A 25,689-nucleotide genomic window follows, 5' to 3' on the forward strand; every position below is an offset into this window, starting at 1 on the left:
ACCTCCACGTTTCCATCATTTCTGAAGCGCCGTTCTCTCTCGAATGCGGGTGCAAAAGTAATGCTATAAAACATACGATCCAAATTTATCGGGCATTATTTTGCAAGTTTTTTCGCATGAGGGGGATCGGGTACATTATAGTATAACACACACCAAATAATATAACACACACCAAAATTAATCTTACAAGAAGGAGAACACACAAAAATAACGACTGCTCAGGGAAACGATATAGTTGATATCCTTGCCATGCTAGTGGCAATACTTTGCCATATAGATGGCACGGCCTTGCCACACGGATGGCACAGCGTTGCCACCACAATGGCACAGCTGTGCCAAAGGAAAGAAAAATATTGGCACAACAAACAATTGATAAACAATTACATATCACTACAAACGTCTTCTCTGAGGATACTTATAAAAGACAGGAAGCTTAATACTTTACCTAGATATCGGAAACTCATCTATTTTTCATTAGACTAAACATCAAGTCATACAATATAGTCATTGAGTATCAATAACTAAAATCCGATAAACTTAAAGAAGAGTGTCCAATAAATAGACAGAGGTGTCCATTTATTGGACAGCTTCCAGACACACAACTAGCCATAACATACTGCAATGCACCAACTTACAACAAACGGCATACTTTTTGTATGAAAATCAACAACAATATTAAGAATCTTATATCAAACGTTATGAATTATCTACTAAACATCAAATCTTTCACAAAATTTTTGAGCAGAAATAAATTGTACACAATCATCGAGATACTTGGATTATCTATCTCCCTTATGTTCGTGATACTTATTGGTATCTACACAAAGCAAGAGCTATCCGTGGATAGTTTCCAAAAAGACGCAGACCGGATCTATGTACTTGGTAACGAATCTTTCATGATCTCGGCTTATGGTATAGGAGAACGTTTGATGACACAATTCCCAGAAGTGGAGAAAGTAATGACAGTCTCTTCCAACTTGCCGTGGGGTGGCATAGAAGCTTTACCCATTACGTGGCAAGACAAAAAAATAAACGCAAAAATACAATACACCTATGAAGATTTCTTTGACTTTTTCTCGTTCGATTTAGTTACGGGATCTAAAAGTCAAGTTCTGTCCGATAAAAACTATGCGGTTATCTCCGATTCCTTCGCTAAAAAATTTTTCGGAGACGCAAATCCTATCGGACAAACACTTCAAATCAGTCCATCTATCTCAATAATCGTAAACGGTATCATGAAAGATATGCATAATTCCGTAATTCCTTACTGCGATATATTAGCGAGAGTAGAGAAATTAACGGAAATGTACCCAGAAATGGATAAAGAGAACTATAGCAACTGCTACAATTCCCTCGTATTCCTTCGAACCCAAAAAGGCTCAGACCTACTATCAAAGACTAACGATATGGCATCTTTCTTCAAAGGATTCTATTGGCCTTATGAACGAGATCAAGTCAAAGATGTCGTAGTAGTTCCTTTGCGAAAAGCCTATTTTATAGAAAAGGCACAATATTCAATGCTGGAGAATGGTGATTGGGACTTTGTTATTATACTTATTTCTGTAGGAATTGTCATATTATTTTTCGCCATCATCAACTACGTGAACCTGACTGTCGCCCAAATCGGATCCAGAGCCAAGGAAGCCGCTATCCGCAGCCTGTTGGGTTCTACGAAAAAAGAACTTTTTACCCGATTAATCCTAGAATCTATCCTTTTAAGCCAAGTATCCTTCTTAATCGGTTTATTCTTGGCCACTTTAGCCATTCCATACGCAAATCAATTGTTAGAGGCTCATATTAATTTGCCCGGAGCGGTCACGCCGATAAATATCTTATTAGGTATATTACTCATTTTATTGCTGGGATGCGTCTCTGGTATCTTACCCGCTATCCATATCACACGGGCAAAAGCAGTGGATGTAATGAAAGGTAGTTTCCGTTTGCAGACTAAAATGACGTTCAGCAAATTTTTCATCACCTTTCAAAATGCCATAACAATCGCGTTAATCGCGACCTCCCTAACGATGGTACTGCAAATTAATTACTTGATAAAAGCCCCTTTGGGATATAACACTCAAAATATTATCGATATCCCTATCGGGATGGAAGAATTAAAGCTTAAAGAGCTAAACAACACCCTCCTTGGGGAGCTCAAGCAATTGGCTTGTGTAAACAAGGTCGGATGCGCCCGAAGCACCCCTTTCAAAGTTGGAAATAACTATACGATGGAGATCAACGGAAATCTCGTGAGCCTGCAAGGCTTCGTCATGGACACGACCAGTCTTCATATCCTAGGTCTGAAAATATTAAAAGATAATCATTTAGCCACAGGAGAAGGTTGTTTCCTTACCGATGCGGCCTTCAAGACGATGGGAATCGGCGAGGATGCGAAATCGTTCCCATTCTTCGGAAATCCCCGGATGATCGCCGGCAAAATACAAGATTTCCAACTCAACAATATCACGATGGCCAATCCTCCGATCTTCGTCCAACTAGATAAAACCGAGAATATCCCCACCGAGAACCTCTTGGTAGAGATACAAGGAAATACTTTCGAGGCATATAATAAAGTCAAACAGGTTTACGAAAATATCACTCAACTAGAATTCCCCGGTAAATTCATCGACCGTCAGATAGAGGAATCATTTGCCACACAGCAAAGAATATTGAAAATCATAAGCCTTTTCGCCTTTGTGGCTATTGTCATCTCACTTTTAGGGCTATTGGCGATTTCTACTTATTTCATCCAACAAAAAGCCAGGGAAATCGCTATCCGGAAAATATTCGGATCGAACGGGACGCTAATACTTTATAAATTGATATGTACATTCATCCGCTACGTAGTTATAGCGTTTATAATCACGACCCCAGTTATGGTATATACCATGCGACAATGGCTCTCGAACTATTCCTATAGAATATCATTAAGTCCGTTCATTTTCATATCAGCCGGATTATTTTGCTTGATTATCTCTTTCTTGACCGTATTCTGGCAAAGTTACCGGGCAGCGAATCAAAATCCGATTGAAAATGTAAAGACAGAATAAAAATCTGCCGTTTTTTTTCATATATTTGAGGTCTCATCTAAATATAAACAAATAATGAAGCACTTGAGTTCCTCTATTTTATTGGGGCTTGGGTTGTTTTCCTTCTTCTCCTGTAAAGAAGCGACAGCGCCCGCCCCTATCCTGCCCGTTCCCACGCCGGCACAAGTTGAATGGCATAAGATGGAAACATACGCCTTTGTCCATTTCGGATTAAATACGTTCAATGATCTGGAATGGGGTTACGGAAACACTCCCGCCTCCACATTCAATCCAACGGATCTGGATTGCGATCAATGGGCGCAAACAATCAAAGCCGCCGGATTGAAAGGCGTAATCTTAACCACCAAGCATCACGACGGTTTCTGTCTATGGCCTACCGCCACAACCGAATATAGCGTAAAGAATTCTCCTTGGAAAGATGGCAAAGGGGATATGGTAAAAGAACTATCCGACGCTTGTAAGAAACACGGGCTGAAATTCGGTGTCTATCTCTCCCCTTGGGACAGAAACAGTGAGAACTACGGACAACCGGGATATGTAGAGAAATTCCATGCCCAATTACATGAATTAGTCTCCAACTATGGCCCGTTGTTCGAATACTGGTTTGATGGGGCAAACGGTGGCAATGGCTGGTATGGCGGCACGAATGAAACCCGTGCTATAGACGCCAAGACCTATTATCAATATGAGCGGGCACGAGACACGATCAAGGCGCACCACCCGGACATCATGGTTTTCGGAGGGACAGTACCCGATATCCGCTGGATCGGTAACGAGGAAGGTTGGGCCGGTGATACCCAATGGAGCATCTTCGCCCCGGAACCCTCCATGCCTACTTTCCAACAGAGTGTATGGGGAGATGAGAACGGACCGATGTGGCTAGGTGGAGAATGCGATGTATCTATCCGTCCGGGATGGTTCTATCACTCCCGGGAAGATCACCAAGTCAAATCTCTGGCAAAATTAGTCGATCTTTATTACCGAAGCGTCGGGCATAACGCCAATTTCCTATTGAACTTCCCCGTAGCGTTGAACGGAAAAATAAGTCCGGTAGACTCCGCCCGTGCCGTACAATGGTATCAAACCATCCAAAATGACTTTAAGGAGAATCTGTTGAAAGGATGTTACGTACAAGCGAGCAATAAAAGAGGACGTAATTTTAGTCCCAATAAGGCAGTAGATGGGGATTGGGATACCTATTGGGCTACGGACGATGGAGTAACCAGTGGTTCATTGACTTTCACGTTAACCCATCCTACCGATGTAAACCGCTTGGTAATACAAGAATATATCCCATTAGGACAACGAGTACGCTCGTTCAATATCGAACTCGAGCAAGGGGGTAAATGGATTCCGGCACAGACTGTGGATTCTACGACAACTGTCGGCTATAAACGAATTGTCCGTTTCCAGACTGAGAAAGCGGAGAAGATACGCATCAACTTCACGGACGCCCGCGGGCCGCTTTGTATCAATAACGTGGAGGCATACCTTGCCCCCGCCTTGGTGACCGAGCCAACGATTGCCCGTAATATCAATGACGAGGTAACCATACAGGCCGGGGATAAAGGCTCCGAGGTTCATTATACCACCGACGGTTCAGATCCAACCAAGGACTCACCGCTTTATCAGGCGCCATTCGCTTTCGCTCAAAAAGGAACTGTCAAGGCGATTGCCTATGATCCGACTTTCGATACAGTCAGTCCGGTTTCCGCGCAAACGTTCGATATTCCTGCTTGTGATTACACGATCGTATCACCGAAAGATGAGAAAACCAGCCTGATCCTAGACGGAAACGGCTACACAACCTACTATTTGCCACAAGGGAAACAAGAGTTAGTCGTACAATTAGCGAAAGAAATGCCTATATCCGGATTCCGCTACACCCCGAACCAAGGACGTGACGCAAGCGGTCATATCTCCAACTATCAATTATATATTAATGGAAAGAAGGTGGCCGAAGGCGAATTCTCCAATATCAAGGCTAACCCGATCGAGCAAGTCGTACATTTCCCGATAACGAAAGGTAACCAAATCCGTTTGGTCGCAACCCGTATCGTAGATAATAAAAAGCAAGCGGGTATCGGTGAATTCTCGGTAATTACGGAAAAATAAAGAATATCTAATAAAAGCAGAAGGGACCGCCTCGAAAGTTTAATTTCCAGAGGCGGCCCCTTTTAATTATTTATCAATCTTTTATTTATCCTTGAAGGTACCGGTTCATTTGCTTATACACGGCACGTATATTTAATGGTTTAGATATATGAGCGTTCATACCGGCCTCCCTACTTTTCTGCACATCCTCAGCGAAGGCGTTGGCTGTCATAGCGAAGATAGGAACCTTTTGAGCATCAGAACGCCCTAATGCCCTGATACATCGGGTAGCCTCATAGCCATCCATATGAGGCATCTGCACATCCATCAATATCAAATCATAATATCCTTCGGCAGATTCCTTAAACATCTCTACGGCCTGTACCCCGTCCTCAGCGCTCTCCACCGACGCACCGGTAACTCCGATCAATTCCTCCGCTATCTCCCGGTTAAGCTCATTGTCCTCAACCAATAAGATCCGTTTACCTTTGAAGTCATAATCAACAGCATAACAATCCTTCGCAAGGTCATTCCTCCCATTAATATCGGAAAAACGAGTGGGCTTACCCGATTCCTTTATTTTGCCGAAAGGCAGATCAACGGTGAATGTACTGCCACTCCCCTGCACACTCGTCACATGTATGCCACCACCCATCAACCCTGTGAAACGCTTAACGATAGAAAGCCCTAATCCTGTACCTCCATATTTATAAGTAACATCCACATTTTCCTGTTCGAACGATTCGAAGATTTTATCATAGTTCTCCTCGGCTATACCACATCCCGTATCGATTACCTCGAAACGAAGGTAAACATTCTCTTGATCCTCACCTGTTTTAGATACCCGAAGTTTAATCATTCCCTTGGCCGGCGTAAATTTCAGCGCATTCGATAACAGGTTGGAGAGAACTTGATTCAAGCGCAAGGAGTCTCCTATAATCTGTACTTCCAGATCACTAGCCAATATCGTCTCATAGCTGATCCCTTTACTCTTGGCCTGCTCGCCATACAGATTTTCAAAGTCCTGCAAGAATGCCCGGAAATTAAAGCTCTCATGTCGAAGTTCCACTTTTCCGCTTTCTATCTTCGACATATCCAGCACGTCGTTAATAAGAGCGAGAAGATGCTTGGAAGACATGATTACTTTCTCAAGACAGTCCTTTATCTTATCGGTATTATCTATGTTTTGCATGGCGATAGTACTCATACCTACAATTCCGTTCATCGGCGTACGGATCTCATGACTCATCCGGGAAAGAAACTCGCTCTTCGCCAAGTTAGCCGCCTCAGCCCGTTTCAGGTTGCCCTGTATCACGGTCGCTTTCATCCGGGCCCCTATAGCCAGCAGTAATGCCGTAAATAGCACCGACAGGACAAACATCACGATAAACATAAATTGTAAGGGATTCGCATATATAAAGTCCGTAAGAGAGAATTCATTCACGCCGATAGATTCCTGATTCCGATTGCGTATAACAGTCCTCTCGGACTCAGAAAGATTATTGATCGCCTTGTTGAGTACGGTTAATAAATCCGGGTCAACCGGGGTAGGTAACGCAAAACTTATCGCACTCTGATCATTGACCAATGTCACAGGAGCAAGATTGGTGAAATGATAACGCGAAATATCCTGTTCCATTTTAGAGGACAATCCATAGATAAAATCAGCCTCTCCGCTATTGACAGCGGCTAATGCCTCCTTAATGCCCGGATAGGACCGAATCTTCTCCGCAGATATGCCACTTGGAAATCGCTGACTTTCCACCAAAGCACCAACCAAACCCGGAGTGGGATAACTACAGGCTTTATTGCGTACTATGATATTGTTCGCACTCACATAAGAGGCTGAAAGCGCAAGCCCTAGCTGGGCCGCATCGTTCTCATCTCCCAAGAAAAAGCCTAAGATATCAGCTTTCCCTCGCTGTACCAGATGGACCGCATCACTATAATTCTTCGCATACACATACGAAAAATCCAAACCGGTAAAGTCCTTGATCTTATCCAATACATCCACCATGATACCGACATGGTTCTTCTGGGAGGTTTCTTTACAATAAAAGGGATACCAATTCTCCGGAACGGCTACCGTGATCGTTTTCCTTTTTTTGACATATTCCAAGTCCCGGTCACTAAATTGGACATTTACAAGTCGGGCAGGAAAGTTAGCGGCATAACGCTCTGCCGCAAAATTTGGATTAGCATCCAATATCCGTTCCAAAGCCATATTCAAACCATCCAATACTTCCTTATTACTCGGATTGGTTACGATATAATAGGGTTGAGAATTATATGTAGCGATCACCCGTACAGAATCGTGATTGTAAATAATGCCACTCAACAGCAAGTCTATCTCTCCATTCATTAAATAAAAATATAATCCCTCGTCGTTCTTCTGCATATCTTTCAAGCTGTAATATTGGAACTTACAGTCTAATCCGTTGATAGCCAAAAACTCCTTGAGGCGGCGAATATTTTCTTTCGCATTCTCATATACACCGATGGTTTTCCCGTTCATACTCTCCAAATTATAGCTATGGATAGTACGATCGTCAGAACGAGCAAGCAACAAAGAACGGCTATATCCCATATTGTAATCCGGATAAGCATAATATTTCTCTAAACCGGGTATATAATAGTTTCCACCCATCAATTCATACTGACCTGCGATAAATTCATTCAACACGGTTTGCCCATTCGTATCAATGTACTCGTATTCCCAACCGGTATATTTGGCAATCTCATTGAGATAGTCCACGAGCATACCATGATGACTACCGTCCTCCGCCGTCCAACTCATGCCTACCACCTGCGGAAAGGCAACCCGGAGCACACGTTTTTCACTTGTCCGTGCTAACGCAGACAAATGAAACACCAGCATTATAAATACTAACAAACTTATAGTTATACCATGACCCACATATCTCAGAAGTAAGTTCATTATAATGTATATCTTTTATTATCGGCTTTCCCGATGATAACAACCCCTAGACCTCTCCGCAAAACAACGGTTTATTTAGGATAATGCCTATTCATTCTTGTGAACAAAGCTTTTGCGTACCCCAAAACAGAGTACGCAAATATACTACATTTTATATCACAGCGGATTATAAAATAATTGATTTTTAAGAGAAGATACTATAAAAACAGAAGGGACCGCCTCGAAGGTAAAACACCTCGAAGCAGTCCCTTTCCTAAATCCCAACAAACTTTTATCCCATCGAACTATTGATTACCTGTGTGGTTTTCTCAAAACTCTTCTTTAAGACCTCCTTTACATCCATGGTTTCCCAATATCCCTTATTAAAAAGCTCTACGGATAACCCACCCCGGAAACCGGAGTCGTATAGCAAAGGAAGTACCTTATTAAACGGGCAAATACCATCTCCCGGAAACACCCGATCCGAATCTCTCAACTCCGTACGAGGAGGCAACTCCGGATAATCGTTGATATGAAAAACCGGAAGGATCTTCCCATTTATCAAGCGTAAACTATCAAAACTATTTCCTCCTCTGTACAAATGGTAGAAATCCAATAAGACAGAAGCCCGCGAATGCCCGGAGGCGATCGCTATCGCCATGGTATCCGATAATTGATTCAGAACCCCGGCTCCCCATAGTTCCAATATCGGAGTGACACCCATCTCATCCCCTAAATCCAGTATCGCCCGATAGCGTTCGGAATACTCCGGCAACCGTGTACGATCCAGTTGAGTAACTCCTTGAGCAGGAGCGGCGATAAATTTACCGCCCAATCCCGCTACCATCTCCATATCATGCCGCATTTGGTTTAGCCCTTCCTTCCGTTTCGAAGGATCATCGGCAAACCACGAGGCAAAACCGATCATATTCTCCAATAAAAGTCCGGAACCTTCCAGCTGACGCCTGAGTGTCTCATAAGTTCCCCCTTGCTTTACGAACGCATCCACATCACGGGTCCATAACTCAATTCCCTCAAAACCAGCCTCGGCACATAAATCAATCTGTTTTTGAACAGGAAGTTTATAACCCGCTATCGTAGAGACATTGAGACAGACACGGAAAGGACGTTTCGAAGAGGATGCTTCGGGTGATGGCTCCTCTTTTTTCTTCGGAGCGCAAGAAGCCAAGCCTGCGAACGTACTGCCCAAAACCGCCAGACCGGTGGCCCGAAGCATATTACGTCTTGAAATCTTTTTCTCAAGCATAACACTCTCGTTTTAAATTAAACCTCCAAAGATTTACGGGCCTCCCGGTCCGGATCATTCCGAGCCTCACACGTATTATTCAAGATCATCACCTCTCCATTTTCTTCCGTGTATTTCGGCCAAACGGGTAACTCTCCTCCGTTCGGATCTCCTGTCCGCATGAAATTCAACAAAGCGCCAGACATCTTATCTGACAACGCACGAGGTACCTTACCTCCACCCGTATGAGTAAACATCCGATCCGTATTTTTAAACCAGAAACAGATATCCGAGCAATGGAACGCACGCATACGGTTATTAAACAAGGGCGGACACCAGCCAAACCAAGCTACATACACAGGCTGGCCTTGCTTTAATTTTGCGTTAGCCGCCTCAACCACTCGTTGACGGGAAGACAAAATCATCGCCCAAAGCTCCATCGGAGTCTTATCCGGGAAATTCTTGGCGAAAGCCTTCACGATCGATTCCGCTTTATCACCATATTGACTTCTCAGTTTCTCGATCACACCGTCTTGAGTGATTTTTTCCAAAGCCGCATCCGCCCTGTTCGGGTTCCATTCATGGAAAGTCGTACAGAATATCATCGGGACGACAGGAGACTCCAAATGGCTCTCACCGGAGTAGAATACACCGGCCGGAATATTCCGGTCATCAGCAACAGGGCCAAAAGTCCGTCTCATGCTAATCCCTTGATCTTCCCAGCACTTTTTACAAGCCCTATCCGCTATATCCAAATATTCCCGCCAAGGTATTCTTTGCAATTTATCCAGTTGGGAAGCGGTCAGCCCCGCTTCTCTCAAAATATATTCTCCCACCTTCCGGGTCATCACCTGATCGGAAGCTCCTACCGTAGATCCACTTAAAGCCACGGCTCTATGGATCAAACCTTTTGCCGCCGGCATAGCGGCTACCGTACAGACCTTAGAACCTCCTCCGGATTGTCCCATAACCGTTACGTTCCCGGGATCTCCACCGAAATTGGCGATATTATCATGTACCCATCGCAAGGCGGCAATAATATCTAACATCCCCACGTTTCCGGAATCCTTATACGCTTCTCCACCAACACCAGATAAGTCAGAGAAGCCAATCGGCCCCAACCGATGATTAATGGAACAGAATACGATATCTCCTTCCCGGCTTATATTCTCTCCATGATATCCATCCTGCTCGATCCCACTACCATTTGTAAAACCGCCGCCATGCAGCCACACCAATACGGGACGTTTCTTACCATCCGCGATACCCGGTGTCCATACATTTAAATATAAGCAATCCTCACTCACATCCCAGTAGTTCCAATGATCGGCAAAAGTTCCGTAATTATTGGGCCACCGGTTCTCCATACGTTGCGGCGCCGTATTCCCATAAAAAACCGCCGGTCTCACATCTGTCCACGGCTCTGGCTTTTGGGGAGGCATAAAGCGATTTTTTCCCGACGTATCAGCCCCATAAGGAACTCCCAAGAACGTATATACATGATTCAGCAGATATCCCTGCACCTTCCCATACTCTGTCTGGGCGATGGCGATATCGTCACCGATAAATAAAAACTGTCCATCCTCTCCTTCCTTGACGTTTTGTTTAAGGGAGGAATCCCCGGACGGGGCACATGAGGAAGCCGTTACCAAGCTTCCCATGCTTAAAGAGGCTGTGCCCAGTCCTAGGTTTTTCACGAATTGTCGTCTATCCATATGCATAAAAACACAACTATTAATATCCCGGATTCTGTTTCCAAGATTGGTTTTTCGTAATCTGATCGTATGGTATCGGGAATAAATCACGCGAATTATTATTCAAGGCTTCCTTAAATGTCCAGCAACCTTTAGCGAACTTATCCCAACGAACCAAGTCTTGACGACGCCAACCTTCCCACGCAAATTCACGGCCACGTTCATTGATCAACTCATCCAACGTTAATGTTTCCGGAGTATACACGGGTTGATTTGCCCTTTCACGTATTAACTGGAATGCAGGTTCCGCACACAAAGCTGATAAAGTAGCGGCATTACCACCTCTCAAAATAGCTTCAGCCTTCATATAATAGATATCGGCTAAACGATATAAAACAAAATCATTGTTCATATTACCAGTCATACCCAACTCATATTCATACTTCTGAATACGAGCGCCTTCCCAACGATAAGCGGCATTAATAGAAGATACCTCAATAGTCAATTCCAATTGTTTTCCCGGATTATCACCATCCTCAACAGGCTCTCCCGTGACCTTATCATAAATCAAACCGTAAATAAAAGTCGCCTTTTTCCGAGTATCGTCATCTTTATATAAAGCAAGGAAGTCCGGAGTAGCGCAACCTCCATTCCAACCACCGACATTGATGCCCCACATCTGGCGAGACTTGGGATGTCCGGAGAATTTATGGAAATGAAACTCGTAGTCTCCATTTGAATTGATACCATTTTGCATCGGTACCACGAAAATATTTTCTTTACAAGACTCATTCGCCACTTTAAATGGAGCGGAGAAATCAGATACGACCTCATAATATCCAGAGTTAATCACTTTATCGCAATACTCTATCACTTTATTCATATCGTCCTTATCATAAGAAGAGGCCCCTTTGAACACCTTAGCGTTCAAATATAGTTTTGCCAACATCGTATAAGCCATCGATTTCGTACATCTTCCATAATTCTCGGCAGACGGAGCGTCATCCAAATATTCCATATTATCTAAGATACAATCTACGACTTTCTGATAAAGCTCAGGACGGCTTGTCTGAGGAGAAGCCGTGATTTCACTCTCATACGTGTCGATATAAGGAACGTTCCCGAATAAATCCAGTAAGATAGAATAATAGAAACATCTCAAGATAACAGTCTCCGCACGATATTTATTATAGATATCGACATCCATCTCCTCTTTATATGTATCCAAGTCGTAAACCACACGGTTACATGTCGTTATTCCAGAAAATACGGAAATCCACACATTATTCAATGCATCCAGATTGTATTGCCATTGATGACGATGGAAATCCTGCCATACCCCTCCGTCATACCAGTCATTACCCGGCGCACGAGTCGGAACAACACATTCATCCGAGGAAACAGTCTGCAACCCCCATACTCCCCAGTGATTCTGATAAGCCTGCAATTCCGCATAGGCAGCACCTACCGCTTGCGGAATCAAAGAAGGATCCGCATAAAAGTCATTTGATACCATTTGTCCCGTCGTATCTTCATCCATATCCGTACAAGAAGGAGCGATAACCAAGAAACAAATCATTGATACTATATATATTAAACTATATTTTTTCATAACCTTCGATATTTAGAGTATCCATTAAAACGTAACATTCAAACCAAGAATAAAAGAACGGCTAGCCGGATAATAACGAGTCCTCTCAATACCCATATTATCTAATCCTACCATATCAACCTCCGGGTCGATACCCTTATAGCCTGTGATCGTAAACAAGTTCTGACCAGTCAAGTACAAACGTAAGTTTTGCATGAAACCTAATTTCTTCACCGGCACATTATAACCCAATGTGATATTGTCCAACTTCACAAAAGAACCATCCTCCAAATAATAACTAGAAGCTTGAGCCGCATCTTGCAACGGGATATCCATTACCGAAGCCAACATATTCTTCTCCTTTCCAGCCACATTCCGATTCTCCAATGCCATACGGCTTACATTATATACATCATTGCCTACGACAGCACGGAATGTAAACGATAAATCGAAGTCACGATATTTAAACTCGTTAGTCCATCCTGCTATAAAATCAGGTTGCGCATTACCTACGATCTCACGATCCTCATTATATGTAAAGTCACCACTACCATCGACATCCTTGAATTTCCATTTACCATCTTCCGTAAATCCCTCGAATACCGGCAAATAAAAATCACCGACCTTGCCACCCGGGACCAAACGAATCAATGGAGTCGAGTTCATACCTCCTAAATCACCATCCGACAAATAACCGGTCTCAATCCAGTCAGTCTGGAAAGTCTCATTACTTAATTTGTCCAATTTATTCGTGTTAAATGAGAAGTTAATAGAACTAGTCCATGAGAAGTTCTTATTCTGCACCGGGGTTCCAGAAACAGAGAATTCCAGACCTTTACTTGTAGCGTCGCCAACATTCGCCAACATAGAAGAATATTGATAAGGAGGAGTCGGAACCTTATATTTATACAACAAATCTGAAACCTTACGGGTATACAAATCAACGGTCACGTTCAAGCGGTTATTCAACGCTGCAAAATCAACACCTAGATTCCATTCGCCTTTCCGCTCCCATTTCAAATCCGGATTCTGGTTCTGTGTCGGCCCATAAGCATTGATCCATTGTTTAGAAGTATGATCATAAAAACGGCCTACCACTCCCATCATTGACAAAGACAAATAATTATCTGAAGGCATATTTCCTGTCACGCCATATCCCAAGCGCAATTTCAAATCGTTAATCCAGCTAGCGCTTTCCATAAAAGCCTCATTACCGATAGACCAACCGACACTTACCGCAGGGAAAGTTCCCCATTTATAATCCGCACCTAAACGAGTAGAACCCTCACGTCGTACAGACGCTGATAACAAGTAACGATTTCCCCAGTTATAATTTACACGGCCGAAGAACGAAACCAAATTATCTTGAGAAACCGAACCATCCATCATGCTTTGGCTAGGGTTATTAATCAAGTTACTACCCGCACCCAAATTATAGTAAGAATATACATCCGAATCAAAATTCGAGTTATTCATACCAAATGATTCCCGATAGTTATGCTCATAGGTATACCCACCTAATACCACCAAATGGTGTTCTCCAAAAGATTTTACATAGTCGATCGTCGTCTCCAGTGTTTTATTAAAACGAGTATTAAAACTCCGAGACGCTGACCCGAAACTAGAAGTGTTAAATACCTCTCGTGAGGTATAAGTACCCTTATTTATATCAGAGTATTTCAATGAGCCAAAAGCTTGCGCACGAAGTCCTTCCAAAATGTTCCAAGTTACACGAGCAGACCCTTGGAAAAGTCCGCCTTTTGTACGACGGTCACGCTGCATAATATAAGCCACCGGATTTGAATATCCCTGAATATCCAGCGCATAATACCCTCCGGCATCTATCGTTCCCGTCTCGTCGTATACGGGTGCCGTAGGATTATAATAATACGCATGCTTAAAAGCGGAATAATCATCATAGCTGGAATTCTCACCTTCCCGGTCAAAACGACGATAAGTAGCGTCGTATGCTATTTGAATCTTTTTATCGAATAAATTCTGATTAGCGGAAAAACGAGCGATCATCTCATTGAACCCTGACTTAAGAGCGATACCTTGATTATTTCGATAAGATACAGAAGCCCGGTAATTAAAATCGGTCGTACCTCCTGTCAATGCCAAGTTATGCGAATGAGAGAACGGAGTTCGGGTAATCTCATCCATCCAATTCGTATCATATCCCCGGTCGTTTCCCCCATTTGCCAAAAACTGGTCACGATCCATGACTTCCAATTGATTGGCTATGGAAGAGATAGACATATATCCATTGTAGGTAACGCTCATCTTCCCGGCAGAACCTCGTTTTGTCGTAACCAAGATAACGCCATTCGTTCCACGGGTTCCATATATCGCCGCCGCTGAACCATCCTTCAACACATCGATACTTTCAATATCATCTTGTGGAATAGCGGATAAATCCCCTTGGGGAATACCGTCAATAACGATCAACGGAGAGGTATTACCGGTCAAGGATGAAGTTCCGCGTAATTGGAACTTATACTCTCCATTCGGGTCGCCGGCATTTGGTTTGGATATATTCAAACCTGCCACTTTACCTTGTAACATACCCATTGGGTCAGACTGTACGCCCTTGATCAAGTCTCCCTCTTTCAAGCCTGCTACAGAGCCGGTCAATTCTTTCTTTTTCTGAGAGCCATATCCCACGGCTACCACTTCTTGAAGTCCAATACTTTCTTCCTCCAAGCTCACATTTATCGTGTTCTTTCCATTTACCGGAATCTCTGCGGTCTTATATCCAATATAAGAAACAATCAATACGGCATTTGATGATACATTCGAGATCTGATACATACCGCTTATATCAGAAATCGTACCGTTAGTCGTTCCTTTCACCGCTACATTGGCACCAATGATCGGTTCGCCTGTCATAGATTCCTTTACAACTCCTTTTACTGTAATCGTTTGCGCCATCATGGGAAAGAATAACGCCAAACTAACGATCAAAAACAGGGCCTTTCGAAGCCATACTTTCTTTTTTTGATTTTCCATAACTCATTCATTTAAAGTTGACATTGTTTTTACAAAAAACGACCGGAGATCTCAATGTGCTGTAATTCAATTCGTATGGTAATGGTTATATATAATAGAGTATTAAAATCCACCGGTCGTTGTTTTTAAGCATTCAATCGCATTAAACTTTCGGGAATTGCCACGGGCTTCTATAGCTCCGCTTCAAATACGCATCCGCTTTCGGATTATCCACAAACTTACGAGCTTGCGGATCATACACAACACGAGTTCCCGTCAAATATGAGATATTAGCCATATGGGCTAGGATCGTCGCGAAAGCCCCTTTCTCGATCGGGCTGTTCGTCTCAATAGATTTATTTAATATACACTTACACCAATTCGTCGCATGGGCCTCAATACCGCCATCCTCGAACTTCCCGACAAGCTGGGAACGGTCGGTTAATAACTCACCCTCCCGGTTCTTCTCTGGAATCAATTCATAACCTTCACGATTACATACTAAGGTAGCTTTACTTCCTACCCAAGCTACCCCTTGATTCCGATTATACAGGTGAGCGACTTGTTGTGCCCATTCTATATGGAAATTCTTATATTGGAAGATCGTTGTCTGGCAACTGGGAGTCTCATTAAAAGAGGTAGGATCTTTATAAGCCGTAGAGAATACCGCCTCCGGATATTCACGGTCACACAATCCTAACGCTTTCAATCCATCGAACGCAGAGTCTATCCAATGCACTCCCCAGTCGGTTTGCTGGCCGCCTCCATAATCCCAAAAGCCACGCCATCCACGAAAACGGTAATTATTAAATGGACGCTCGGGAGCCGGGCCCAACCACATATTGTAATCTAATGTAGAAGGAACCGGAGAATCCGCTACGGCCGGACGTGGGTCCGTCGATTGGCAAAGCCATAGCTGAACTTTATAAACATCCCCCAACACACCGGATTTCAATATCTCATTAGCCGCCAAGAAATATCGTTGACTAGTCTGCCATAAGCCTGTTGTTACCACCCCTTTATATTTCTTTTGGAAATCCATCATCGAATGGCACTCCGGAATCGAATTACCAACCGGCTTTTCCACATAAATCGCCTTGCCCGCTTTTAAAGCCTCAGCGAAGATGTAAGGATGCCAATGATCCGGTGTTGCGATAATGACCCCGTCGATATCCTTATTTGCCAAGACTTCCCGGAAGTCACTATATGCCTTGATCGAAGTCGTTTGGTTCGGAAAGTCTTTTTTGAAACGTGCGATCTGCTCATCAAGTCTCACTTTGTTCACGTCGCACATGCCCACACAATGTACCCACGGATTATCAGTCAAAGCCCCTTGCAAATCACGGCATCCCATACCGACACCTATTACAGCGATATTCACCCGCCCATTTATAGTCTCTTCCTTATGAGAGACGGTAGGAGCTGCCGATGCCAAAAGAGGTGAGATACCTAAGCCAGCGGCCAACATCGTCGAGTTCTTTAAAAAATTCCTACGTGTAGTCATAAATCATTATTTTAAGGTTATACAATTTATAAATTACGAATCCATATATTACGGAAAGCCACTTCCACTCCATGATCCTGTAAGCTTAATGGCAGACGGCCATGCGCTACATATTTAGGTAAACCGGTATATGGGGTCGTTCCTTTCAGTACATAATTATTCTGTACTACGATACCGTTCAATACCACAGTAATCATAGCGGGAGATTCCAATTCATCGTTTGTCCCGAAACGGGGAGCTTTCCAATAAATATCATAAACCTGCCACTCATTTGTCTTCGTGAAAGCATTTACCAACGGTGCGCTTTGCTTATAAATACTGCCGACCCAGCCATTCACATACGTAGGATTATCCTCACAATCCAAAACCTGCACCTCATAACGGCTTTGTAACATAATGCCACTATTTCCTTTCATCTGTAATGTATTATCCTTTCCCGGTGTAGGGGTCTTGAACTCGATATGTAACTGGCAATCTCCAAAATAATCTTTTGTCCGGATCGATCCGGTCCCGGAAGCCACAATCATCGCCCCATCCTTTACGGTCCATTTAGCGGGACCTCCATCTTTTCCCGCAGATTCCCACATAGAAAGATCTTTTCCATCAAACAGGATGATCGCATCGGAAGGAGCACCAGTTCCGACACCCGGCTTTACCTTAGGAGGAACCGGATAATACCATTCAGTACTCTCAGGTTTCCATCTTTCCGGTGGTCTTTGTTGTTGATTACTTTGTTGGGCACTCATAAAAAACGCTCCACATAAAAGACTGATAAGAACAATCATTTTTTTCATGCTACATAGTATTAAATTAATGTTTCTGTTTTCGCTCTATGAACAAGCAGTAGCAAATGTATCACGGATATGAAGAATCCTCTTTTTCTATTTTATCAAAATCGTTTCCGATCGTCGCATAATACAAGTTCCAGCCTGTCCCCCCCGGTCATTGAGAAAATCGTATCAAGAATGAGACAATTTTACATGGCGAAGTAAGCCATACCCTTCCGTCATATTCCGTCTTCTCTCCCGGATTTCTTCCAAGGTTTGTAAATTCCCGATAGAAGGCATCTCATTTCGTCTAGCGTTATCCAAGAATTTCCACGCATACTCGGAAGCGATAGCGGAATCACGCATCAGTGGTAGGCGGGAATGAAAAACTCCGGTCCGTACGGAATCTGCGAACAAATCACATAGCGTACTTATATTTTTCCCTCCATAGGGCTTCTCGATCCGGTGTGTTTCATTAACACCTCTCAACTCCACGACCGCAGTCTTAAAATCATGACTCATCCGGGCGATTCCTTTCGTTCCTATTACATCTATGTAAGAGTTATGCGTTTGGTCTTTCGATAATTGTCCATACACATGCCCTTGTGTTATATCAAATACCACCCCGTTCTCAAATGTCCCGTGACATTGCAACCACCAAGGTTCGGGATAATCCCACATCCGGATCGCCTGCGCATGCCATGTCTTATACTCGCATCCGGCATACCACCGGGAAATGTCCACATAATGCATTCCGCAATCATGAAAAGACGGACCTTCATATTCATGACCTTCACCCGGAGCCAACCCCGGAGTCATATGGCAAATGCGAATGATCGCCAAATCTCCGATCTCTCCTCTCCGGATAAATTCTTTAATCGTATTATGGTACCAAGAATTACGCAAATACAAATTAACGGTCGAGAACAAACTTGAGTTTTCCACGCATTTCACGACCTCCCATTCATGCTCGATCGTATCTGCGACCGGTTTCTCTGAGATGACATGTTTGCCAAATGCCATTGCCTTCTTAATTTGCCTCAACCGGGAATCCGCCAATGTAAATAAACCGACCACTTGTACTTCCGGGTCCTCGAATACAACTTGCTCATCCGCTACGATTCGGGATGTCGGCGACTTCCTCCTTGCCAAATCTCGTGCCTCTGGGTCCGTATCGCAGATGTAAAGTACCTCCCATTGATCGCTCTTCCGCATCTCCTCCAAATAAAATCCACCCATGCGACCAAAGCCTATTATACCTACTTTTACTTTTTGATTCATATTCTATCTTTTAAAGATTCACACTGTTTTTGCCAAAATTAAAGCCCCTTAAGTCAAACAGTATTGCACTTTTCTCTCAAAATTATTACCTATCGTCTCAACAAACAGTCTTACAAGGAACGGCTTTTAAAGCCAAAAACCGAAGTCTGGACATTGAAACAAAATGAAAAACAATGATACGATACTGCTATGGAAAGTCTAGGAAAAGGCTTTATATTGCGCATGAAATACAAGGGAGATCTATGAAAAAAAACTTGATGAATTATTTATACGTCCTATTATTTGTAGTAACCGCAATAGAGCTCAACGCCCGGTCATACTACTTTAAATCCTATGAGGTAGAAGATGGATTAAGCAATAATAACGTGACATGTTGTGTCCAAGATCATTATGGCTTTATGTGGTTTGGAACACGGGACGGGCTCAATCGATTTGACGGGAACAAATTCCATATCATAAAAAATCAAACCAAACAGAGAGGAACTTTAATAAGTAGCTGGATTACCGACTTGGCGATAAGCCCTTCCGGTGAACTCTGGGTGGGTACTAATATGGGAGTACAAAAATACGATTACCAAACCGATACTTTTTCCTTGATAAAGTTCACGAAAGGAATCGGCTGTACCTATCTGGAATTTGATCACCAAGGGAATCTGTGGATGCTGTTATCCGGCTTTTCCCTTATTAAATATAATGAGCAATCCGAGCTACACCAAAACTACCTGTATAAGGATAGTGATCCGATCACCTCTTTCTATATCACCCCCCAAGATCAGATATGGGCCACCACGCTAAACGGTAATGTCGTTCTCTTAGACCCGACCGATAACAAATTCATCCCTCTAAATATCCATAACGGTAGCGACACCCTACATATAGATAATATGACGACTCTATGGGCATCCCCGTCCGATAATACATTACTGATAGGTACAAGCGATAACGGAGTCAAACAAGTCAATATACAAACAGGTGTTTGCCGAAATGTTCTTACCCGGCAAAAGAACAGCCCCCTCTATACCCGGGATATTTTCCAAGTGACAAACGACGAGGTATGGATCGCCACCTACAACGGTATCTATATCTACCAAATCCCCTCAAACAAGACCTTTCACATTGAGCAAGACAAATGCGATCCATATTCACTATCCAACAACGCTACCAAACAGTTTTGCAAGGACCGGGAAGGTGGCTTATGGATCTGTACGGATAATGGGGGCATTAATTACCTTCCTCCTTATCTCAAATTCAAGAAAGACTACAATATACCCGGGAAAAAAACAATTAACGGTGATATTATCCATGATATTTGCCAAGACGCTAACCATAATATATGGATAGGAACCGAAGACGCTGGTCTCAATAAACTCGACATCCGTACGCAAACCTATAAGAACTTCCAAGATAAAGACGGTCTTTCCCAAAGCTGTATCCACGGGCTTACCGTGATTGGAGACTATCTATGGATCGGGACACACGCTAACGGGGTAGACGTGATGGATATCCGTACGGAGAAAATCATCAAGCATTATACGATCGCCCCGAATCCTTACGCCTCCCAAAACGATATCATCGTATATCTCTATAAAACCCGGAAAAATAACTTGCTCATAGCTACGGCATCCGGCATGTATCAATATAATCCGGAGAAAGATATTTTCGAGCCTCTCGATCAATTCCCCGGTAATTGCAGGATACAAACGATCTTCGAGGATCACGAAGGGGTTATATGGGCCGGAACATTCAATATCGGATTATATTATTTCGACCCAATCCGGCAAAAACACGGCGAATTTAAATTGGATTCCATAAACACGAACGCCAACCGGACGATCAATCACATCCATGAGGATACTAAAAACAATCTATGGTTCGCTACCGGAAACGGAGTGAAAATGTATGACCGGAATTTAAAGAGTACGACAAGATACACGACTCAAGACGGCCTACCCAGTAACGTCATTTACCGGATTGAGGAAGACCCTAAAGGCCACATGTGGATCAGTACCACAAATGGCCTAGCCGTACTTAACCCAGTCAATCAAGAGATCAAGGTGTTCAAAAAAGAACATGGGCTCCTGTCCAATCAATTCAACTATAACTCTTCTTTAAAAGCTAAAGACGGCAAACTATATTTCGGGACCTTGAAAGGCTTGGTTCGGTTCCACCCCGATAATATCCAACAGTTCTCTATCCAACCGAAGATTTATATGACACAAATCAATTATTCGGACCCCGACCATAATCTATTGAGGCAAAAAGACATCACTTTTAAAAAAGGGATCACCTTAGAACATAATCAGTCCACATTCTACATCGACTACACATCATTAAGCTACCAAGCCCCCAACCTCACCCAATACGCCTATTGCATGGAAGGGTTAAGTTCCAAATGGTATCATGTGGTGGGCGAGAACCGGGTTTATTTCACGAAACTACCGCCCGGTAATTATACGTTTAAGGTGAAGGCGGCGAACCTGTCCGGTATTTGGAATGATGAGCCGGCGATGTTCCAGATTACGATCCTTCCCCCATGGTGGCTCTCTACCAAGGCGTTAATCCTATATGGGATTATCGCTATCGGATGCGTAGTGTTGCTGATCTTTATCATTTCCCGGCATAATAAGGCCAATATACAGCAGAAAATACAGGAGTTCGAGAATGAAAAGGAGAAGGAGCTTTATCAAGCTAAGATTGATTTCTTCATCAATATCGCTCATGAGATACGTACGCCCCTAACTTTAATTAAAAGTCCTCTGGAGAAAGTAACACGGGACATCAAGCTATCTCCCAGCGCAAAGAATTATCTGACAATTGTGGATAAAAACGCAAACCGGCTACTGGATCTGGTGAATCAACTACTGGATTTCAGGAAGACGGAAATCGAGGGATATAAACTAAACTTCATACATACGGACATCATCGCATTGATGCAAGAGACCTTTGAGCGTTTCCACGACACGGCAGAGCAGGAGGCATTGCAGATGATTATCGAGTGTAACGTGAAATCTTTCTACGCCTTTATCGATAAGGAGGCTTGCACGAAGATACTCAGCAACCTCCTATCGAACGCTATTAAATACGCAAGAAGCAAGATCATCGTCCGGTTCGAGACGCAAGATGGCGAGCAATTCACGATCGATATCATGAACGATGGAAAGCCCATCTCGGAGGAGATAAAAGAAAAGATCTTCGAGCCTTTCTACCGGGATGACTCCTCTATCCATAAATCCGGGACCGGGCTCGGACTACCCTTGGCCCGTTCTTTAGCGGAGATGCACGAGGGATCGTTGACGTTGGAGGAATCTCCGGCCGGGCTTATCATCTTTAGATTACGTTTGCCGGTGAACCAACCGAACTCATTAAAACTAGAGGAAGAGAAAGCAGAGGTCCTGACCAACCCTGCCAGCGAGCGGAAATATGTCACCCAAGAATCCCGCCCGACGGTTCTCGTGGTGGAAGATAACACCGAAATGCTCCATTTCATCGGTCAAGAGATCAATGTCCATTACAATGTTGTCACCGCCGGTAATGGCGAGGAGGCGATTGCCCGTCTTCAGGAATATGGCATCCAATTAATCATCAGCGATATCATGATGCCTGTCATGGATGGTTTCACCTTATTGAAAAAGATAAAGACTAATCTGGAGTTCAGCCATATCCCGATCATCCTCCTGACGGCTAAGAACACCTTGCAATCTCGCATGGAAGGGCTTGAGCTGGGGGCGGACGCTTACATCGACAAACCTTTCTCCATGGATCTATTGCTTACCCAAGTGACGAACCTGCTGAACAACCGGAGCAATATGCGTGCCTATTATTTCAACTCGCCGATTGCTAATATCAAATCCATGGCTTACACGAAGGCTGACGAGAAGTTCTTGAAGAAACTGAACGATATCATCGACAGCCATATAAACGACGTGAACCTAGACGTGGACATGATAGCGGACTTGATGAATCTAAGCCGTCCGACCCTTTACCGTAAAATCAACGGCCTATCGAACGTAACGCCCAACGAGTTGATCAAGATCAGCCGGCTAAAGAAAGCCGCCGAGTTGATCCTTCAAGGCGATATGAGAATTTACGAGATCGCCGAGGCGGTTGGTTTCAACTCGCAATCCTATTTCAGCCGGGCCTTCTCCAAGCAATTCAACATGAGCCCCTCGCAATACGCGAAAGAAAATAATATCGAATTGAAATAGCCCGCTAGGAAGAATAGGTCTGGAACCAGCGGGTTACCTTCTCGCTATACGTCTTGGAGATCGGGATATCGGGTACTTTCTCGATCCCCAGCTCCAAATAAACGCCCTCCTTCTCCCTGCGGATCACCTTCACTTGGTCGAAATTTACCATGAAAGAACGATGGCAACGGAGCACATTCGTATCAGCGAGGCTTTCCTCGATCGCCTTCAAGGAGTTGCGAAGCATAAACTTCGTGAGCTGCCCCTTATTCAGATACCAGATACAAACGTAATTATCCGCCGATTCAAGGTACAGCAGGTTACTTCGCTTCACGGAAAGGCGCAACTCGTTCTTCTCGTCATAGAAAGAGAAAACGCTTTGCCGAACCGCCGCTTCCGTCTGGTTCTCCTCCAACAATCGCAATTGCCGCTCTTTCTCTTTATAAGAGAAATACAGGTGCAGCACGGAATAAGGGAGCAATAAAACCAGACTGGTATTCACCGCCGAATCGTTAAAAACTTCCATATATTCTCGTTCCGGATTCAGTACCAACGTATAAATCGTATAGAAAAGCGACATGAAGAATATCTCCAGCACGATCCAGATCGCATAGGTCCGGACCGTGATAGCATGCCGCTTCCCCCAATGGAACAGAATAATACGGCTCAAGACAACCACCAATACTCCCGTCAAGATAATCAAGCTGGAGAATACAAAGAACTTAAACTCCGAGACCTTGTACCAAGAGGTGGAGCTAAACGGCTTGTAGATGTTGATAAACACCAACGCAAACAAGGCCGTCCACAAAATCAGCCTCACGATATTCTGCTTACCGTATATGTAACTTGGTATTTTTTGATCCCACATTCCCATCTTTTTGCCTCCATTTTGGAACAAATGTAATCATTTTCCCAGACGAAATTCACCCCTCTATAAAAGATTTCACCCCTAAATAACACTTTATGCCCCCAACAAAGCCCGTTTAAACCATTTATTTTGAAGAGATGTTTTTCTATTGTTTGTTTGCAGTAAAAAATCAGAGGATTATGGATATTTCACTTCGTACTAAGCAACTGAACAGTCTTTTCTCTTATGACAAAAAGACTGAATTGGAAGAGAGCCATCTGGAGATCATCCCGTTTCGCTTCACCCAGACCCGTGGCGCCAGCGAGATCGACGAGTTCCAGAAGGGACTTACCCCCACCGGATTCTGTCCGATGACCGACGATCGTATCCAAGAGAACAAATCTTTCTCATATGCCATATTCACGCCCTCTGGACGTAAAAAGAATAATGAGGCGATTATCCTGTTGCATGGCCTGAACGAGCGGACTTGGGAAAAATACCTCACATGGGCGGAATACCTCACCCATACGACCGGTAAGCCGGTCATCCTGTTCCCGATCGCTTTCCATATGAACCGTACCCCGGGATTATGGGCCAATCCCCGCGCGATCCTCCCTTGGGTAAGCAAACGCAAGGAGGAGATAGCGAACGTGACGAACTCCACCTTCGCCAACGTAGCCCTCAGCAGCCGGCTATCCCAAAACCCGTTACGCTTTTACGCCTCGGGCAGAGAATCCGTTTATAATATGTGGCAATTGGTTCATGAAATCAAGAACGGCGAGCATCCTTTGTTCAAGGAAGATACGTCCATCAACTTATTCGCTTATTCCATCGGGGCGTTACTCTCGCAGGTCTTGTTATTAGCGAATCCGGACAAGATGTTTACGGACACCCGTTTATTCATGTTTTGCGGTGGCTCCATCTTCAGTGAGATGGATGGCAACGCCCGTGATATCATGGACAAGGAGGCGTTCGCCAAGGTACGCCATTACTTCCGGCATGATTTCTTGGAGAACCGTACGCTTCCCACCTCGTTCAAGAATGATTTTCTGGAGCAAGCCTTTAAGGCCATGGTACGTGAGGATGTGTTACGAGATTACCGGGAGTCGTTCTTCCAACGGGCTTGCGATCGTATTCGGGCGATCTCATTGAAAAAAGATATCGTTATGCCTACTGGCGGGGTGATCAAGGCTTTAGGAAAAGCGTCCGGCAAGATATTGGAAGAGCTGGATTTCCCGTTCGCTTACTCCCATCAAATCCCCTTCCCGACACACTCCCGTATCGATCCGGGCCTGATCAACCAAGCCTTTCATTCCATATTCACGAGGGCGGCGGCGTTTCTCTAAAGAGATCACAAATTGTGACCTCAAACACTCATATTCTTTTTTAGTTCATGCAGGTACAATAAAAAATCGCTAAATAACTAATATTACGTTATTTAGCGATCATCCATCGTGGTCCCACTTGGGCTTGAACCAAGGACTCCCTGATTATGAGTCAGGTGCTCTAACCAACTGAGCTATAGGACC

General features: G+C 43.8%; 13 protein-coding genes and 1 tRNA gene. 4 read left to right on the top strand and 10 right to left on the bottom strand.

What is annotated here, in order from left to right; genetic code table 11:
• Positions 1-698 precede the first annotated feature (698 nt).
• Both ACESPU_RS19510 and ACESPU_RS19515 read left to right on the top strand, forming a co-directional pair.
• Complete coding sequence (locus ACESPU_RS19510; RefSeq protein ID WP_258989704.1) at positions 699-3,047, top strand: ABC transporter permease; 2,349 nt, start codon at positions 699-701, stop codon at positions 3,045-3,047.
• Between the two features lie 54 nt (positions 3,048-3,101).
• Positions 3,102-5,162 carry an alpha-L-fucosidase gene (locus ACESPU_RS19515; protein ID WP_005864201.1) on the top strand — a complete coding sequence of 687 codons (2,061 nt, stop codon included), beginning with the start codon at positions 3,102-3,104 and terminating at the stop codon, positions 5,160-5,162.
• Positions 5,163-5,247: 85 nt separating this feature from the next.
• On the opposite strand, the gene ACESPU_RS19520 is transcribed toward ACESPU_RS19515, so the two are convergent.
• The 8 genes from ACESPU_RS19520 to ACESPU_RS19555 all read right to left on the bottom strand — a co-directional run bounded on the left by ACESPU_RS19520 (position 5,248) and on the right by ACESPU_RS19555 (position 19,129).
• A complete protein-coding gene (locus ACESPU_RS19520; RefSeq protein ID WP_373133604.1) occupies positions 5,248-8,079 on the bottom strand; it encodes an ATP-binding protein in 2,832 nt (943 codons plus the stop codon).
• A 271-nt stretch (positions 8,080-8,350) separates the two neighbouring features.
• Positions 8,351-9,325: a sugar phosphate isomerase/epimerase gene (locus ACESPU_RS19525; protein WP_036614602.1), complete on the bottom strand. Its 975-nt coding sequence runs from the start codon at positions 9,323-9,325 to the stop codon at positions 8,351-8,353.
• Between the two features lie 17 nt (positions 9,326-9,342).
• On the bottom strand, positions 9,343-11,025 hold the full coding sequence (locus tag ACESPU_RS19530; RefSeq protein ID WP_022192271.1) for a carboxylesterase/lipase family protein: 1,683 nt from the start codon (positions 11,023-11,025) through the stop codon (positions 9,343-9,345).
• Between the two features lie 13 nt (positions 11,026-11,038).
• Positions 11,039-12,610 (bottom strand): RagB/SusD family nutrient uptake outer membrane protein, encoded by a 1,572-nt coding sequence (locus ACESPU_RS19535; protein ID WP_158533059.1) that lies wholly within the window; start codon positions 12,608-12,610, stop codon positions 11,039-11,041.
• 24 nt (positions 12,611-12,634) lie between these two features.
• Positions 12,635-15,598: a TonB-dependent receptor gene (locus ACESPU_RS19540; RefSeq protein WP_121773572.1), complete on the bottom strand. Its 2,964-nt coding sequence runs from the start codon at positions 15,596-15,598 to the stop codon at positions 12,635-12,637.
• A 142-nt stretch (positions 15,599-15,740) separates the two neighbouring features.
• Complete coding sequence (locus tag ACESPU_RS19545) at positions 15,741-17,081, bottom strand: Gfo/Idh/MocA family oxidoreductase (protein ID WP_057326718.1); 1,341 nt, start codon at positions 17,079-17,081, stop codon at positions 15,741-15,743.
• A gap of 26 nt (positions 17,082-17,107) precedes the next feature.
• Entirely contained in the window at positions 17,108-17,875 is a 768-nt protein-coding gene (locus tag ACESPU_RS19550) for a DUF1080 domain-containing protein (RefSeq protein WP_005860843.1), read from the bottom strand.
• Between the two features lie 165 nt (positions 17,876-18,040).
• Positions 18,041-19,129: a Gfo/Idh/MocA family protein gene (locus ACESPU_RS19555; protein WP_008774382.1), complete on the bottom strand. Its 1,089-nt coding sequence runs from the start codon at positions 19,127-19,129 to the stop codon at positions 18,041-18,043.
• A gap of 257 nt (positions 19,130-19,386) precedes the next feature.
• Here ACESPU_RS19555 and ACESPU_RS19560 point away from each other — a divergent pair, with 257 nt between their 5' ends.
• Positions 19,387-23,334 (top strand): hybrid sensor histidine kinase/response regulator transcription factor, encoded by a 3,948-nt coding sequence (locus ACESPU_RS19560; protein WP_158533061.1) that lies wholly within the window; start codon positions 19,387-19,389, stop codon positions 23,332-23,334.
• Between the two features lie 4 nt (positions 23,335-23,338).
• Here ACESPU_RS19560 and ACESPU_RS19565 read toward each other — a convergent pair whose 3' ends face one another.
• Positions 23,339-24,181 carry a LytTR family DNA-binding domain-containing protein gene (locus ACESPU_RS19565; protein ID WP_005860837.1) on the bottom strand — a complete coding sequence of 281 codons (843 nt, stop codon included), beginning with the start codon at positions 24,179-24,181 and terminating at the stop codon, positions 23,339-23,341.
• Between the two features lie 179 nt (positions 24,182-24,360).
• Here ACESPU_RS19565 and ACESPU_RS19570 point away from each other — a divergent pair, with 179 nt between their 5' ends.
• Positions 24,361-25,506, top strand: a complete 1,146-nt coding sequence (locus ACESPU_RS19570) for a DUF6051 family protein (protein WP_022192278.1) — start codon at positions 24,361-24,363, stop codon at positions 25,504-25,506.
• A gap of 109 nt (positions 25,507-25,615) precedes the next feature.
• Here ACESPU_RS19570 and ACESPU_RS19575 read toward each other — a convergent pair.
• Positions 25,616-25,689, bottom strand: a tRNA-Ile gene (locus ACESPU_RS19575).

This window comes from Parabacteroides sp. 20_3 (genome assembly GCF_964238835.1).
GTDB classification, from domain to species: domain Bacteria; phylum Bacteroidota; class Bacteroidia; order Bacteroidales; family Tannerellaceae; genus Parabacteroides; species Parabacteroides distasonis.

Coding starts and splice junctions, on each gene's coding strand:
- ACESPU_RS19510 (WP_258989704.1), top strand. CDS start 699: ATGAATTATCTACTAAACATCAAATCTTTCACAAAATTTTTGAGCAGA.
- ACESPU_RS19515 (WP_005864201.1), top strand. CDS start 3,102: ATGAAGCACTTGAGTTCCTCTATTTTATTGGGGCTTGGGTTGTTTTCC.
- ACESPU_RS19520 (WP_373133604.1), bottom strand. CDS start 8,079: ATGAACTTACTTCTGAGATATGTGGGTCATGGTATAACTATAAGTTTG.
- ACESPU_RS19525 (WP_036614602.1), bottom strand. CDS start 9,325: ATGCTTGAGAAAAAGATTTCAAGACGTAATATGCTTCGGGCCACCGGT.
- ACESPU_RS19530 (WP_022192271.1), bottom strand. CDS start 11,025: ATGCATATGGATAGACGACAATTCGTGAAAAACCTAGGACTGGGCACA.
- ACESPU_RS19535 (WP_158533059.1), bottom strand. CDS start 12,610: ATGAAAAAATATAGTTTAATATATATAGTATCAATGATTTGTTTCTTG.
- ACESPU_RS19540 (WP_121773572.1), bottom strand. CDS start 15,598: ATGGAAAATCAAAAAAAGAAAGTATGGCTTCGAAAGGCCCTGTTTTTG.
- ACESPU_RS19545 (WP_057326718.1), bottom strand. CDS start 17,081: ATGACTACACGTAGGAATTTTTTAAAGAACTCGACGATGTTGGCCGCT.
- ACESPU_RS19550 (WP_005860843.1), bottom strand. CDS start 17,875: ATGAAAAAAATGATTGTTCTTATCAGTCTTTTATGTGGAGCGTTTTTT.
- ACESPU_RS19555 (WP_008774382.1), bottom strand. CDS start 19,129: ATGAATCAAAAAGTAAAAGTAGGTATAATAGGCTTTGGTCGCATGGGT.
- ACESPU_RS19560 (WP_158533061.1), top strand. CDS start 19,387: ATGAATTATTTATACGTCCTATTATTTGTAGTAACCGCAATAGAGCTC.
- ACESPU_RS19565 (WP_005860837.1), bottom strand. CDS start 24,181: ATGTGGGATCAAAAAATACCAAGTTACATATACGGTAAGCAGAATATC.
- ACESPU_RS19570 (WP_022192278.1), top strand. CDS start 24,361: ATGGATATTTCACTTCGTACTAAGCAACTGAACAGTCTTTTCTCTTAT.